The 14112-nt window shown below is 55.7% G+C and carries 14 protein-coding genes and 1 riboswitch; all 14 genes read left to right on the forward strand.

From position 1 onward, the window contains the following. Positions 1 to 42: 42 nt before the first annotated feature. Positions 43 to 1818, forward strand: a complete 1776-nt coding sequence (locus BLQ36_RS04605) for a methyl-accepting chemotaxis protein (RefSeq protein ID WP_074514222.1) — start codon at positions 43 to 45, stop codon at positions 1816 to 1818. Positions 1819 to 2000: 182 nt separating this feature from the next. After that, complete coding sequence (locus BLQ36_RS04610) at positions 2001 to 2348, forward strand: YezD family protein (protein WP_074514223.1); 348 nt, start codon at positions 2001 to 2003, stop codon at positions 2346 to 2348. 160 nt (positions 2349 to 2508) lie between these two features. Beyond that, on the forward strand, positions 2509 to 3540 hold the full coding sequence (locus BLQ36_RS04615) for a sulfate ABC transporter substrate-binding protein (protein ID WP_074514225.1): 1032 nt from the start codon (positions 2509 to 2511) through the stop codon (positions 3538 to 3540). A 21-nt stretch (positions 3541 to 3561) separates the two neighbouring features. Next, complete coding sequence (gene cysT, locus BLQ36_RS04620) at positions 3562 to 4392, forward strand: sulfate ABC transporter permease subunit CysT (protein ID WP_074514226.1); 831 nt, start codon at positions 3562 to 3564, stop codon at positions 4390 to 4392. Between the two features lie 9 nt (positions 4393 to 4401). Next, complete coding sequence (gene cysW, locus BLQ36_RS04625; RefSeq protein WP_143558683.1) at positions 4402 to 5223, forward strand: sulfate ABC transporter permease subunit CysW; 822 nt, start codon at positions 4402 to 4404, stop codon at positions 5221 to 5223. Beyond that, positions 5213 to 6277 (forward strand): sulfate/molybdate ABC transporter ATP-binding protein, encoded by a 1065-nt coding sequence (locus BLQ36_RS04630; RefSeq protein ID WP_197018703.1) that lies wholly within the window; start codon positions 5213 to 5215, stop codon positions 6275 to 6277. Before cysW ends, BLQ36_RS04630 begins: the two co-directional genes overlap by 11 nt. 19 nt (positions 6278 to 6296) lie before the next feature. Then, entirely contained in the window at positions 6297 to 7985 is a 1689-nt protein-coding gene (locus BLQ36_RS04635; RefSeq protein ID WP_074514229.1) for an adenylyl-sulfate reductase subunit alpha, read from the forward strand. Beyond that, a complete protein-coding gene (locus BLQ36_RS04640) occupies positions 7969 to 8280 on the forward strand; it encodes an indolepyruvate ferredoxin oxidoreductase subunit alpha (RefSeq protein ID WP_074514231.1) in 312 nt (103 codons plus the stop codon). The genes BLQ36_RS04635 and BLQ36_RS04640 overlap by 17 nt, the downstream gene beginning before the upstream one ends. An 18-nt stretch (positions 8281 to 8298) precedes the next feature. Next, positions 8299 to 9105 carry a sulfate adenylyltransferase subunit CysD gene (gene cysD, locus BLQ36_RS04645; RefSeq protein ID WP_255448770.1) on the forward strand — a complete coding sequence of 269 codons (807 nt, stop codon included), beginning with the start codon at positions 8299 to 8301 and terminating at the stop codon, positions 9103 to 9105. Next, positions 9105 to 10832 carry a sulfate adenylyltransferase subunit 1 gene (locus tag BLQ36_RS04650; protein ID WP_074514232.1) on the forward strand — a complete coding sequence of 576 codons (1728 nt, stop codon included), beginning with the start codon at positions 9105 to 9107 and terminating at the stop codon, positions 10830 to 10832. The genes cysD and BLQ36_RS04650 overlap by 1 nt, the downstream gene beginning before the upstream one ends. 46 nt (positions 10833 to 10878) lie before the next feature. Next, positions 10879 to 10999, forward strand: a riboswitch (TPP riboswitch). 68 nt (positions 11000 to 11067) lie between these two features. Next, on the forward strand, positions 11068 to 11262 hold the full coding sequence (thiS, locus tag BLQ36_RS04655; RefSeq protein WP_074514233.1) for a sulfur carrier protein ThiS: 195 nt from the start codon (positions 11068 to 11070) through the stop codon (positions 11260 to 11262). Positions 11263 to 11305: 43 nt separating this feature from the next. Then, a complete protein-coding gene (locus BLQ36_RS04660; RefSeq protein ID WP_074514235.1) occupies positions 11306 to 12082 on the forward strand; it encodes a thiazole synthase in 777 nt (258 codons plus the stop codon). Positions 12083 to 12093: 11 nt separating this feature from the next. Continuing rightward, entirely contained in the window at positions 12094 to 13344 is a 1251-nt protein-coding gene (gene thiH, locus BLQ36_RS04665) for a 2-iminoacetate synthase ThiH (protein WP_074514236.1), read from the forward strand. Further along, entirely contained in the window at positions 13337 to 13981 is a 645-nt protein-coding gene (locus BLQ36_RS04670) for a thiamine phosphate synthase (RefSeq protein ID WP_081342224.1), read from the forward strand. The genes thiH and BLQ36_RS04670 overlap by 8 nt, the downstream gene beginning before the upstream one ends. Positions 13982 to 14112 lie beyond the last annotated feature (131 nt).

Below are 14112 nucleotides of genomic sequence, written 5' to 3' on the forward strand. Positions count from 1 at the left end.
CAGAAATTATAAGGGATATTAAGGATATAGGAGGAGATTATCATGTCGTTAAAGGGACGTTTTGTCATCATGATCGTCGGCACGGCGATATTGACGACGGTGCTGGTCAGTGCACTGTTCATAACCAATCTCATCAGTGAGACGGACCGGCAGGTGGAAATGTATCGTCAGACCCTGACCCAGGATGTGGAACGGGAGCTCAAGATTGAAACAGAATCGGCGATTTCTATCATCAAGCAGGTTTATGACCGTCAGCAGAAAGGAGAGCTGACAGAGGAACAAGCCAAGAAAGAAGCCGCAAACCTGATTCGTCAGATGCGTTATGATGATGGCAAGGGGTACTTCTGGATTGATACTTATGATGGTGTCAATGTGGTTTTACTGGGGCGTGATACCGAAGGAAAATCCCGTATCGATTTGGTAGACCCGGCGGGGCGGCATTTCATCAAGGAAATGATTGAAAATGGCCGCAAAGATGGCGGTGGTTACACGGATTTGATGTTTGCCAAACCGAATGAGACAACGCCGCTGCCTAAACGCAACTATACGGCAACTTTTGCCCCGTATCAGTGGGTGGTTGGTACTGGTGTCTGGATTGACTACATCGATACGAAGGTGGCTGAGGAGCGGGCTGAGGCAGATGGGACGTTCTGGGCCAGCCTTTTGAAACTCGGTGGTATCATCGTCGTGCTGCTGGCGGTCTTTATTGGCCTGGGGATGTATGCCGCTGGAACAGTGGTTGGACCTATTCATTTGGTCACCAATCGGTTGGGAATTCTCGCGACCGGCGATTTCCGCAAGGATGAATCCCTCACGGAAGTAATGCATCGCAGCGATGAGATTGGTGAGATGAGCCAGGCTCTGCAGAAATTACAGCAGCAGGTCCATGATATGATGCGTCAGGTGTCAGAGTCCAGCAAGCAGGTCGCCTCTTCATCGCAGCAGCTGACGAACAGCTCCGAGCAGTCGGCTGAGGTCAGCGGGCAGGTAGCCGATTCGATTGTCAACGTGGCCGGTTCCTGCAGTGAGCAGTTCACGGAGGTCGAGAATGCCAGCGAGCATATCAACAATCTGGCCATGAATATGGAGAAGTTCGAAAAGGCGCTGGATCATGCTGGAACGGTAGTTGGCTCGGCCAAATCCCAGGCGGATTCCGGGGAAAAGAAAGTTGCCAGTGCGGTTCAGCAGATGGAACTTATTGAGCAGTCGGTTAGTGAATCGGCCCAGGTTATTGAGGAACTGGGGCGGGAATCGGATAAGATTGGCACCATTGTTGATGCGATTTCGGAGATTGCCGAGCAGACGAATCTGTTGGCGCTCAATGCCGCCATCGAGGCAGCCCGGGCTGGTGAGCATGGCCGCGGCTTTGCGGTAGTTGCCGATGAAGTCCGCAAGCTAGCTGAGCAGTCAAGCGAGTCAGCCCGTGAGATTGCTGGCATTATCGGTTCCATTCAGTCGAAATCGAGAAGTGCGGTATCGGTTATGCAGGATGGCGTCAGTCAGGTACAAAATGGCGTTGGTGCCGTAAATGGTGCCGGCATGACCTTCAAGGATATTGCGGATATGGTGGAGAAAGTAGTGGAAGAGACGCGAGAAATGGAACGAATTGTTGTGACCCTTTCCACCAGTACCAATACGATATCCGGAGCTATCAGCAAGATTAGTGCCATGAGCCGTAGTGTTGCAGGTGAAGCTGAGACGGTATCGGCGGCAACGGAGGAACAGACGGCGACGATGAATGAAATCGCCAGCTCGAGCCGTAAGCTTACGGAGATGGCCCAGGATTTGGAGGCATCGGTAGAGAAGTTTAAGATTTGACCATAACCAATCAAAACTCTGTTTTATGGGGCAGTGGATCGCCACCTGTTCCATGAAACAGAGTTTTTTGTTTACAGTATTACATTATTTTTTCTAAAAATGCTTGACGAATGGAAAGAAAAGGTATATCATACATTATAAATTAAACATATCTGATAAGTATATTTTAAGAGGGTGAATGGATGGCAGGAAGAAAATTGAAGCGGGGCGAGGTACCCCAGGATGTTATGGCTGAAATCCTGAGAATCTTACAGACTATCAGTTATGGCGAAGTTGTTTTAGTGGCGCAGGATGGAATTTTGGTCCAAGTGGAGTGGAATGAAAAGCTGCGGATGGATAGTTTTGGCATCCCTTCGCAACTGCAAACTTGGTCTGAAAAGCAGCGGCAGCATATTTCCGAGCATGTTCGGCAGGAATTTGGCCGCTTGCAATATGGACGACTGGTCATCGTAGTAAAACGAGGCGATATCGTTCAGATGGAGCGAACGGAAAAGCAACGCTTTACCGGATTAGACGGTGAAGGAATTTAAAATAAATCTATGTGATTGAACGGATTACCGCAGGTCATTCGAAAACGAAAGCCTATGGAACCGCATAGCAGGTCAGTATTGCTGTATCTGTCGTGGGGCCATAGGCTTTTTTATATATTTTGTTGAACAAGAAGCAGTACAAGGAGAAGGAGTGTTGGCAATGAAGGCGAGAAAATGGTTTGGACTAGCAGCTGGAGTTTTGTTTACGATTGGAGCGTTGACTGGCTGCGGTGGAGATATAGCGGCTGATAATGGCAGTGCGGGCAAGGAGTTCCTCAATGTCTCCTATGATCCGACCCGTGAGCTCTTCGCAGAGTTCAATGAGAAGTTCAAGGAGGAGTGGAAAAAGGAATCCGGTGAGGATGTGACCTTCTCCCAGTCCCATGGCGGTTCGGGCAAGCAGGCCCGGTCGGTCCGCGATGGTCTCGAGGCGGATGTGGTCACGCTGGCCTTGGCCTACGATGTAGATGAGATTGCCCAGGCAGGCCTCATTGACAAGGATTGGATCAAGAAATTCCCCGATAACTCGGCACCCTATACCTCGACTATCGTCTTTCTGGTACGCAAGGGCAATCCGAAGAATATCCACGACTGGAACGACCTGGTGCGGGATGATGTGCAGATCGTGACGCCGAATCCGAAGACGTCAGGCGGTGCCCGCTGGAACTATCTGGCAGCCTGGGAATATGCCAAGGAGCATAACAATGGCGATGAGGCCAAGATAAAGGAGTTCCTCAAGGTAATGTTCAGCCATGTGGTGGCACTGGATTCTGGTGCCCGTGGTGCAACGACTTCCTTTGTACAGCGTGGTCAGGGGGATGTATTGATTGCCTGGGAAAATGAAGCCCTGTTGTCGGTGAAGGATGCACCGAACGATTATGAGATCGTAGTGCCGTCCATCAGCATCCTGGCGGAGCCGTCGGTGGCCGTGGTCGATGAAGTGGTGGAGCGCAAGGGCACGCGCAAGCTGGCCGAGGCTTATATCAACTTCCTCTACAGCAAAGAGGGACAGGAAATCGCCGCTAAGAATTTCTACCGTCCCCGTGATAAAGAGGTTGCCGCTAAGTATGCCAAGGTATTCCTGCCCCTCAAGCTCGTGACGATTGATGAGGCTTTTGGCGGCTGGACTAAAGCCCAGAAGGAGCATTTCGCTGATGGTGGTACGTTTGACCAGATTTATGAGAAAAAATGACAAGGTGAAGGAGGCAGGAAAGTGAGCAGTTTCAGCACTAAGAAAGTCATTCCAGGATATCGCTTTACCTGCGGCATCACATTCTTTTATCTATCGCTTATCTTACTGATTCCGCTGGCAGCTTTTGTCCTGTACACCGCAGGCATGGGCTGGGAGAAGTTCTTGGCAGTGGTACTGGATTACCGCGTTTTCCATGCATATTATATCAGCTTGCTGACGGCACTGGCGGCGGCGGTGATAAATGGTGTCTTTGGGCTGCTGTTGGCCTGGGTGCTCGTCCGCTATGAGTTCTTCGGCAAGGGGCTTCTCGATGGCCTTATCGATTTGCCCTTTGCCCTGCCCACGGCGGTGGCGGGTATTGCGCTTACGACGCTTTATGCCGAAAACGGCTGGCTGGGCCAGTACTTTTATGCACTGGGGATTCCCTCGGCCTTTTCGCCGCTGGGCATTACGCTGGCGATGGTCTTTGTGGGCCTGCCCTTTGTGGCCCGCAGCGTCCAGCCGGTGCTGCGGGACCTCGACCCACAGGTGGAGGAGGCGGCTTCCTTGCTGGGGGCAGGCGATTGGCTGACCTTTCGCCGTGTAATTTTTCCTGAGCTGGTATCGCCGCTGCTCACGGGTTTTTCTTTGGCCTTTGCCCGGGGGGTCGGCGAGTACGGCAGCGTGGTTTTCATTGCGGGCAATCTTCCCTATGAGACGGAAATCGCACCGCTCTTGATCATGGCTAAGCTGGAGCAGTTCGACTATCAGGCAGCGGCGGCCATTGCGCTGGTGCTGCTGCTCTTGTCCTTTGCCATCTTATTGGTCATCAATGGGTATCAGCGCTATCGCGTGCAGAAACAGGGGGTGTGAAAGTTGGCAGTGAAACCGCATAAATTCAGTCAATGGGGGCTTATCGGACTGGCTGCTGCCTTCCTGCTGGTTATGCTGGTGCTGCCGCTGGTCCTGGTGGCCAGCGAGGCGTTGGCCAAGGGCTGGCAGGCTTATCTGGCCGCTCTCGACGAGCCCTTTGCGCGCAAGGCGCTGTATCTGACCTTAGAGGCAACGGTGGCGGCGGTGATTGGCAATACGGTATTTGGCCTGGCTTCGGCCTGGCTGCTCACGAAATACGATTTCCGCGGCAAGGCTTTTTGGAGTTCGCTGCTGGATCTGCCTTTTGCCATTTCTCCGGTGGTGGCCGGTTTGCTATTTGTCATCCTGTTTGGCCGCATGAGTCCCCTCTATCCCTTCCTGCGGGCTGAGCACATCGCGATCATCTTCGCGGTGCCGGGCATCATCCTCGCCACGGTGTTCGTGACCTTTCCGTTCATCACCCGGGAGCTGGTGCCGGTCATGGAGGCCCAGGGGCGCAGCGAGGAGGAGGCTGCGGCGACGATGGGGGCCAGCGGCTGGACGATTTTCCGGCGGGTGACCCTGCCGAATATCAAGTGGGCGTTGCTTTATGGCGTGATACTTTGTACCGCCAGGGCCCTGGGGGAATTCGGTGCGGTGTCGGTAGTTTCGGGACATATCCGGGGCAAGACGAATACCCTGCCGCTGCATATCGAAATCCTCTATAACGAATACAATTTCACGGCGGCCTTTGCCGTGGCATCGATTCTGGTGATTCTGGCCGTCATCATCCTGATCCTGCGGAATCTGGTGGAATGGCGGGCGAAACGGGGGCTAAGAAATGGCAATTGAAGTAGAACTTAAACATATCCATAAGAATTTTGGCACGTTCAAGGCCTCAGATGACGTGAATCTGACGGTGGAAAAGGGAAAACTTATCGGCCTCTTGGGACCGTCGGGCAGTGGCAAGACCACCATCCTGCGCATGATTGCAGGCCTCGAGCATCCCGACAGCGGGGATATCTTCATTGCGGGCAAGCGGGTCAACGACCTGCCGGCGGGGAAGCGCGGCATTGGTTTTGTGTTCCAGAACTACGCATTGTTCCGCCATATGACGGTATGGGAAAATATCGCCTTTGGGCTCAAGGTACAGAAGGTGCCGCCAAAGGAAATTGCCGCGCGGGTGGATAAGCTTGTGGAGCTTATTGGGCTTAAAGAATTTGCCACCCGTTATCCGCAGCAGCTTTCAGGGGGCCAGCGGCAGCGGGTAGCCTTTGCACGGGCCTTGGCCCCAGAGCCGGAGCTTCTGTTATTGGATGAACCTTTTGCGGCTATCGATGCGAAGGTGCGCAAGGAACTGAGACAATGGCTGCGGGCCACCATCCATCAGCTGGGCATCACCAGTATCTTTGTCACCCATGACCAGGATGAGGCGGTGGAGGTGGCCGATGATATCATCATCACGAATCACGGCCATGTGGAGCAGGCTGGTTCGCCAGCTGCCATCTATCAGCATCCCGAGACGCCCTTTGTGGCGGATTTCATCGGTGAGTCGGTGCATGTTCCCGACTATACGGTGTTCAAGGGATTTACGAATGGCGCAGGCAGCCATGAGGGCATCCTGCGGCCGGAATTCTTGGAGATTGCTGCCGAGGAGGAGGAAATCCTGATGCCCCTGGCGGCGGAACAGGGCACGGTCAGGGCCACCTATTTCCGGGGCAGCAGCCTGCAAGTGGTGGTGGAGGTCAAAGGCCAGCTCTTATATGGCTGGCGCAGCCTCGAAAAGAAACCCTTGCAGGAGGGGGACCGGGCGCTGGTTTTGATTCACCGCGTCTACAGTTTCGCCGGCGGGAAGACCCAGATCATTGAAAACCGGGCGAAACAGGAAGAGTCGGTGGTTATTTGATACAGGATGTGAAAGACGAATGGAAGTTTTGGATAAGACAGCCGATGTGCTGATTGTGGGCGGCGGTGCCGCTGGCTGCTATGCGGCCATTACCTTGGCAGCAGAGCACCCGGAGCTCAGGGTGCTGTTGGTGGATAAGGCCGGTATCAAGCGCAGCGGCTGTCTGGCCGCTGGGGTCAATGCCCTGAATGCCTATATCACGCCGGGGCATAGTCCTGAGGACTACGCCGATTACGCGGCGAAAGATGCAGCGGGCATTGTGCGCGATGATTTGCTGTTGACGATGTCGCGCGGGCTAAATGAGGTGACCCACCGCATGGAAGAACTGGGGCTGGTCATCCTGAAGGATGAGCGGGGCCAGTATGTCTCCCGGGGCTGGCGCAATCTCAAGATAAACGGCGAAAATATTAAGCTGCTGCTGGCGGCGGCGGTGCGCAAGAGCCAAAATGTAGAAGTGCTGGAACAGGTAAGTGTCGTCGACTATCTGCAGGCTGATGATGGCTCGGTGACAGGCGCCTGGGGCGTCGGCGTGCGGCAGGAGAAGTTGTATTTCCTGCAAGCCAAGGCCGTCATCTGTGCCACGGGCGGTGCGGCCGGGCTCTACCGGCCCAATCATCCGGGCAGTTCCCGCCACAAGATGTGGTACAGTCCCTTCAATACCGGGGCTGGCTATGCCATGGGCCTGCGGGCTGGCGCGGAGATGACGACCTTTGAGATGCGGTTTATCGCTCTGCGTTGCAAGGATACTATTGCGCCGACGGGAACCCTTGCCCAGGGCGTTGGCGCGGCTCAGGTCAATGCAGCGGGGGAGCGCTATCAGCATAGATACGGCAATACGACATCTGAGCGTTTGTATGCCGTGGTCAGCGAGAATCTGGCCGGACGCGGCCCTTGCTATCTGGAAACCGAGGGCATCACCGAGGAGCAGCAGGCTTCGCTGGAGCGGGCCTACCTCAACATGGCGCCGGCTCAGACCATGAAGTGGCGCGAGACGGGGCTAGGCCCTGCCAGCGCCAATGTGGAAGTGGAGGGCTCCGAGCCCTATGTGGTGGGCGGCCATACGGCTAGCGGCTATTGGATCGATGCGGCGCGGGCGACGACGCTGCCGGGGCTGTTCGCAGCTGGTGACGTGGCTGGCGGCTGCCCGCAGAAATATGTGACCGGGGCCTTTGTGGAGGGAAAGATTGCCGCGGAAAGTGCCGCCGCCTATGCGAAAGGGCAGAGGCAGCCAGCACTTCCCCCGGCAGTCCGCCAGAGGATTATGGCGCGGGTCTCGGCACTGCTGAAGCCACCAGCAGCTAGTCCGCTGTTTACGGCGGCGGGGCTTGAGGAGGCTATGCAGCAGGTCATGGATGAGTATGCAGGGGGCATTACCACTGGCTATCGCTATACGGAAAGGCAGTTGGACCTGGCGGCCAAACACATCGGACGGCTGACAAGGCTCAGTGAGGATTTGCGGGCGGCGGATGGCTATGAGCTGGTGCAGCTCTTTGAACTGCAGGAGCGGCTGCTCATCTGCCGCGTGCTCATCGAGCATCTGAAGGCCCGCCGGGAGACGCGCTGGCACTCCTTTGCCGAGAATCTTGACTATCCGGGCAAAGATCCGGCACTGGAAAAATATGTCAATTCACGGCTGGAGGCTGGCAAGGTGAAGATTATCTATCGGGATTTAGTCAAGCGGGGGGAATGGTATGAGCATCAGCATTGAACCGGAGAAGTGCATCGGCTGCGGTCTCTGCACGGAAGTCTGCCCTGGCAATCTGCTGCAGGTGAAGGCAGGCAAAGCTGCCATTCGCGATGTGCGGGACTGCTGGGGCTGCACGGCCTGCGTCAAGGAGTGCCCGCGGGATGCGATTTTCTACTATCTGAGTGCTGATCTCGGCGGTGCCGGCGGCCGGCTTTATGCCCATGATACGGCGGTGTCGCTTACCTGGCAGCTAAGGCTTCCCGATGGCAGCGAGCAGGAGATCATCGTAGCAAAGAATAAAGCAAATGCGTATTGAGGTTAGGAGACGATAACAATGGCAATGGATCATTTGGATCAACTGGAGGCGGAGAGCATCTACATCCTCCGGGAGGCGTATAAGAAACTGGGCAAGCTGGGCATGCTCTGGTCAATCGGCAAGGACTCGACGGTGCTGCTGTGGTTGGCTAAGAAAGCCTTTTACGGCCATGTCCCCTTTCCCTTCATCCATGTGGATACGAAACACAAGATTCCCGAGATGATTGCCTACCGCGACCGCGTCGCCAAGGAACTCGGCCTTGACCTCATCGTGCATACGAATTGGGATGCCATAAATGCGGGCATTGGCCCCGACAAGGGGCGCCTGGCCTGCTGCAAGGCCCTCAAGACCGAAGGCCTCCGTCAGGTGGTGAAGCAGCACGGCTTTGACGGTCTTATCGTCGGGGTGCGCCGCGACGAGGAGGGCTCCCGCTCCAAGGAGCGGGTTTTCTCCGAGCGCACCCAGGATGATGGCTGGGACTACACCAACCAGCCGCCGGAGCTTTGGAATCAGTTCAAGACGGATTTCCCCAAGGGCAACCACATCCGCGTCCATCCGATTCTTGCTTGGAGTGAGCTTGACATCTGGGAATACATCCGCCGGGAGAATATTCCCATCATCGACCTGTATTTTGCCAAGAACGGCAAGCGTTACCGCAGCCTGGGCTGTGCCTGCTGCACAGGACAGATTGAGTCGGAGGCTGATACCCTTGACAAGATCATTGAAGAATTGAAACATACGAAGACTGGTGAGCGTGCCGGGCGCAAGCAGGACCAGGAAGATGCTTATGCGATGCAGAAACTGCGTAAAGAGGGGTATATGTAATGGATGAGAAATTGAAACAAGAAGGTCTGCATATCGTGGTAGTCGGTCATGTGGATCATGGCAAATCGACGGTCATCGGCCGTCTGCTCTACGATACGGATTCCCTGCCCCAGGGCGCAGTGGACAAGGTCAAGCGCATCGCCAGGGAAACGGGCAAGCCCTTTGAGTATGCCTATCTCCTCGATGCCTTTGAGGAAGAGCAGAAACAGGGCATCACGATTGATACGACCCAGATCCAGTTTGCGACGAAAAAGCGCGAGTACGTCATCATCGACGCACCGGGCCATAAGGAGTTCCTCAAGAATATGATTTCGGGGGCAGCCAATGCCAATGCGGCTCTCTTGATTGTTGATGCCAAACAGGGGGTGCAGGAGCAGTCCAAGCGCCATGGCTATATGCTGTCCCTGCTGGGCATCGAGAAGGTCTATGTGGTTGTCAACAAGATGGATTTGGTGGACTACTCCGAGGAAGTATTTCACAAGGTTGCTGACGATATGAAGGAGTTCCTGGAACCGCTGGGGGTAAAGCCCCTGCGCTATTTGCCGGTATCGGGTTATCAGGGCGACAACATCGCTACTAAGTCGGTCAATATGCCCTGGTATGATGGCCCGGTGCTGCTGGATTCTCTCGATTTGCTCGAGGCCAGCAAAGAAATTATCGACAAGGATCTGCGCCTGCCCATACAGGATGTGTTCAAATTCGACGACCGCCGCATCATTGCCGGGCGCATCGAAGCCGGCAAGCTCGCCGTGGGCGATGAGATCGCCATCTACCCATCGGGGCGCCGCACGGTCATCCAGTCCATTGCCTACTGGCAGGAGCGGGACAAGAAGGAGCGCGCCTTGGCCGGGGAATCCACGGGCATCATCGTCCGGGATGAGTTCTTCAACCAGCGCGGTGAGATCATCACGACGCCTGGGGCCAAGGCCCCCCACGTGTCCAACCGCCTGCGGGCCTCGATATTCTGGATGGGGCGCAATCCTCTGCGCAAGGGCAGTACCTACAAATTAAAGCTTGCCACCCAGGAGGTGGAGGCCGAGGTGGCTGACATCGTCAAGACCATCGATGCGGCCAATCTCGACAGCCGCGAGGGAGCCAAGGAACTGCGGCTGAACGATGTGGCAGAAGTCATCCTGAGCCTCAAGGAGGCCATTGCCTTTGATGTGTTCCAGGAGCATCAGGCAACGGGCCGGTTCGTGTTGGTGGATGGCTATGATGTGGCCGGCGGCGGTATCGTCGTCGCCGCCGAAAAGGCCGACGAGGGGGCAGGCTTCGCCTTTGTGAACGGCGGCATCCGCGCCCGGGGCGATGTCTTCGATGAATTCTACTACGATATCGAAAGCTACAACGTCACGAAGGTAGCCGCAGCCGTCAAGAAGCCCTATCAGGTGGGGGATGAGATTCCCCGCCGGGGCATCAGCTACGAGTATCCGGCCGATTTTGACATCCTTATCCTGCGCGACCAGGTAGCGGTTTCGGTGCGGCAGGGCAGGATCGAATCTATCCTGCCGCTGGCGGACTATGAGTATTCGGGGCGGCCACTGATCAATGGCCGCGGCTTTGGCATCAAGGTCTATAAGGCCAAGGAGCTGAAGGAAATGCTGTCGGTCTATCGGGAACTGGCCTCGAGCCACGTGGAACCTCGCGTAAAAGCTGCGTTTGCTAACCGTTATTTCTTCCTGAACCAATACCGCCGCTTGCAGTTCTATTTTGACTACGTCATCTGAGTAATTTGCAATTTTGCGTAAGCTGACGTATAATAGTCAAAGACAATTGCACAGCAAGGGGAGCTTGCCGATGGGAACATCACAGCAGGCTGAGAGGGAGGTTACGACTCCGACCCATAACCTGATTTGGATAATGCCAACGTAGGGATGAGCGGTGAATGATACGTGTAAACCGAAGGGAACTTGCCAATCAGGCAGGTTCCCTTTTTCGTGCAGGTTTTACAGGAGGATGCAGATGGTCAGGATAAATGGTGAGGATAAAGCGGCAGCAGGCAAAAGCCTCTGTGATTACCTCCAGGAGGCGGGCTATGACAGCCGGGCGATTGCCGTGGAGTACAATGAGATCATCCTGCCGAAGCAGGACTATGAACGGACGGTCTTGCAGGATGGCGATGTGGTGGAAATCGTCTGCTTTATGGGTGGTGGCTGAGTTGTTATCGGTTCGGAAATCGCTTGGAGAGGAGTAATGACAGATGGAAAAACAGGAAGATTGTTTGGTGATTGGCGGGCATAGGTTCCACTCCCGCTTCATCCTGGGCTCGGGCAAATACTCGCTGCAGCTCATCGAGGCTGCCGTGCGGGATGCCGGGGCGGAAATCGTGACACTGGCCGTGCGCCGGGCCAATACGAAGGAGCAGGAAAATATCCTTGACTATATCCCAAAAGGCGTGACCCTTTTGCCCAATACCTCGGGGGCGCGCAACGCCGATGAGGCCGTGCGCATCGCGCATTTGGCCCGGGAGCTTGGCTGCGGGAACTTCGTCAAGATCGAGATCATGCGGGATTCGAAGTACCTGCTGCCCGACAATGCCGAGACTATAAAGGCGACGGAACGGCTGGCCAAAGAAGGCTTTGTGGTCATGCCCTATATGTATCCGGACCTCAATGTGGCCCGGGACCTGGTGGAGGCAGGGGCGGCGGCCGTGATGCCGCTGGCGGCGCCAATCGGTTCCAATAAGGGGCTGGCCACGAAAGAGTTCATCCAGATCCTCATCGATGAGATCGACTTGCCGATCATCGTCGATGCCGGCATCGGCAAGCCCTCCGAGGCCTGTGCAGCCATGGAGATGGGGGCGGCCGCTATCATGGCCAATACGGCGCTGGCCACGGCAGGCAATCTGCCGCTGATGGCCGCAGCCTTCAAGGACGCCATCGCCGCTGGCCGCAAGGCATATCTGGCGGGCCTGGGCCGCGTGCTGACCCGCGGGGCTGCTGCCTCGGACCCCCTTACTGGCTTTTTGCACGACTGAGGAGGCGCGTCATGGAAAATCAGTTTTTTGTCGACTCGGAAAAACTAAGCGAAGGGGCACTGGCCAAGAAGCATCAGCTGGAACAAGATCCAGCCAGCCGTAAGGACCCGCTGGAATACTTCCCCGATATGGAGCAGATCGATTCGCCAGTAAGGGCGCGGGTCATCGCGGCGATGGAGGCCTACGATTACGCTTCCTATACGGCCGCTGATGTGCGGCGGGCGCTCAATCATGACAGCTGCACGGTGGAGGATTTCAAGGCCTTGCTGTCGCCAGCGGCGCAGCCCTTCCTCGAGGAGATGGCCGCGCGGGCACGGCTGGAAACAAGCCGTCATTTCGGCAACACGGTCTATCTGTTCACGCCGCTCTACATCGCCAACTACTGTGAGAATTACTGCGTCTACTGCGGCTTCAACTGCTACAATGACATCAAGCGCTTGCAGCTCGATGCAGGGCAGATCGAGCATGAGATGCAGGTCATCGCTTCATCGGGCATGGAGGAAATCCTGCTGCTCACTGGGGAGAGCAAGACCAAATCCAATGTTTCCTATATTGGTGAGGCCTGCAAGCTGGCGCGCAAGTATTTCAAGAACGTGGGCCTGGAAATCTATCCCGTCAACACCGAGGATTACAGATACCTTCACGAATGCGGGGCCGATTATGTCACGGTGTTTCAGGAGACCTATGACCTCAAGAAATATGAGACGCTGCATCTTCTGGGCCATAAGCGCGTCTGGCCTTACCGCTTTGAGGCCCAGGAACGCGCCTTGCGCGGCGGCATGCGCGGCGTCGGTTTTTCGGCGCTTTTGGGACTGTCGGATTTCCGCAAGGATGCACTGGCTACGGCACTGCATGTCTATTATCTGCAGCGCAAGTATCCCCAGGCGGAGTTTTCCCTTTCCTGTCCGCGCCTGCGGCCCATCATCAACAACGATAAGATCAATCCGCTGGATGTCGGCGAGCGGCAGCTCTGCCAGATCCTCTGCGCCTATCGCATCTTCCTGCCCTTTGCCGGCATAACGGTATCCTCCCGGGAGAGTGCCGCCTTCCGCAACGGCATTGCCAAGATCTGCGCGACGAAGATTTCTGCGGGGGTGTCCACGGGCATTGGGGACCATGAGGAAAAATATACAGGCAAGGATGAAGAGGGAACCGGTGATGAGCAGTTTGAAATCTGCGATACCCGCAGTCTTGAGGCCATGTATGCCGATATGGCCGCCGAGGGCTTGCAGCCGGTGCTCAATGACTATCTCTATGTTTAAGCAAAAGATTGACCAGTCCATAATTGACAAGTCAGGATTTGACCGGTCAAATGTTGACTTGTCAAAAGTCATCGCCATTACGAACCGTAAGTTATGTACCGAGGATTTTTATGCGCGGTTGGCGTGGATTGCCGCCCAGGGCCCTAGGGCCATCGTCCTGCGGGAAAAGGATTTGGCTGCGGTCGAGTATGAACAGCTGGCTCGTGACGTCAGGGGAATTGGCCGGCAGTACGGCGTGCCAGTAATCCTGCATGGCCAGGCGGAGGTGGCTGCAAGGCTGCGGGCGGACGGCCTGCACCTGCCACTTCCCAAGCTACGGCAGCTCTCCGCTAAGGTGCGGTCAGGCTGGCAAGTCCTTGGCACTTCCTGCCATTCCCTAGATGAGGTTGAGGAGGCCCAGCGCCTTGGCTGCTCCTATCTGGTGGCGGGGCATATCTATGAAACAGACTGCAAGCAGGGCCTTCCGGGACGGGGCTTGGATTTCTTGCAGGCGGCCTGCCAGGCGTCAGCACTTCCTGTCTATGCCATCGGCGGCATCACGCCGGCAAGGCTGGCGGCGGTGCTGGCCGCCGGGGCAGCTGGTGCTTGTGTGATGAGCGGATTGATGCAGGGCGAGACCTGGCTTTACAAAAAATAAAAAATAGTTGACATTTCGTAGGCGTTGTTGTAAGATATCACTATCGATTTGAAAAACATATCGGTTTAATATGATTGAACGGTGTCACCGTAGGTCATTCGATAAACGGAAGCCTATGGGAAACGCTCAGG

Source organism: Selenomonas sp. WCT3 (assembly GCA_900100835.1).
Classification (GTDB): Bacteria; Bacillota; Negativicutes; order Selenomonadales; family Selenomonadaceae; genus Selenomonas_A; species Selenomonas_A ruminantium_E.

What these genes read in the sequence shown, in the direction of transcription:
- BLQ36_RS04630 (WP_197018703.1), top strand. Translation starts at nt 5,213, where the DNA reads ATGGCAATTGAAGTAGAACTTAAACATATCCATAAGAATTTTGGCACG.
- thiH (WP_074514236.1), top strand. Translation starts at nt 12,094, where the DNA reads ATGGAAAATCAGTTTTTTGTCGACTCGGAAAAACTAAGCGAAGGGGCA.
- BLQ36_RS04650 (WP_074514232.1), top strand. Translation starts at nt 9,105, where the DNA reads ATGGATGAGAAATTGAAACAAGAAGGTCTGCATATCGTGGTAGTCGGT.
- thiS (WP_074514233.1), top strand. Translation starts at nt 11,068, where the DNA reads ATGGTCAGGATAAATGGTGAGGATAAAGCGGCAGCAGGCAAAAGCCTC.
- BLQ36_RS04615 (WP_074514225.1), top strand. Translation starts at nt 2,509, where the DNA reads ATGAAGGCGAGAAAATGGTTTGGACTAGCAGCTGGAGTTTTGTTTACG.
- BLQ36_RS04635 (WP_074514229.1), top strand. Translation starts at nt 6,297, where the DNA reads ATGGAAGTTTTGGATAAGACAGCCGATGTGCTGATTGTGGGCGGCGGT.
- BLQ36_RS04605 (WP_074514222.1), top strand. Translation starts at nt 43, where the DNA reads ATGTCGTTAAAGGGACGTTTTGTCATCATGATCGTCGGCACGGCGATA.
- cysD (WP_255448770.1), top strand. Translation starts at nt 8,299, where the DNA reads ATGGCAATGGATCATTTGGATCAACTGGAGGCGGAGAGCATCTACATC.
- BLQ36_RS04640 (WP_074514231.1), top strand. Translation starts at nt 7,969, where the DNA reads ATGAGCATCAGCATTGAACCGGAGAAGTGCATCGGCTGCGGTCTCTGC.
- BLQ36_RS04660 (WP_074514235.1), top strand. Translation starts at nt 11,306, where the DNA reads ATGGAAAAACAGGAAGATTGTTTGGTGATTGGCGGGCATAGGTTCCAC.
- BLQ36_RS04610 (WP_074514223.1), top strand. Translation starts at nt 2,001, where the DNA reads ATGGCAGGAAGAAAATTGAAGCGGGGCGAGGTACCCCAGGATGTTATG.
- BLQ36_RS04670 (WP_081342224.1), top strand. Translation starts at nt 13,337, where the DNA reads ATGTTTAAGCAAAAGATTGACCAGTCCATAATTGACAAGTCAGGATTT.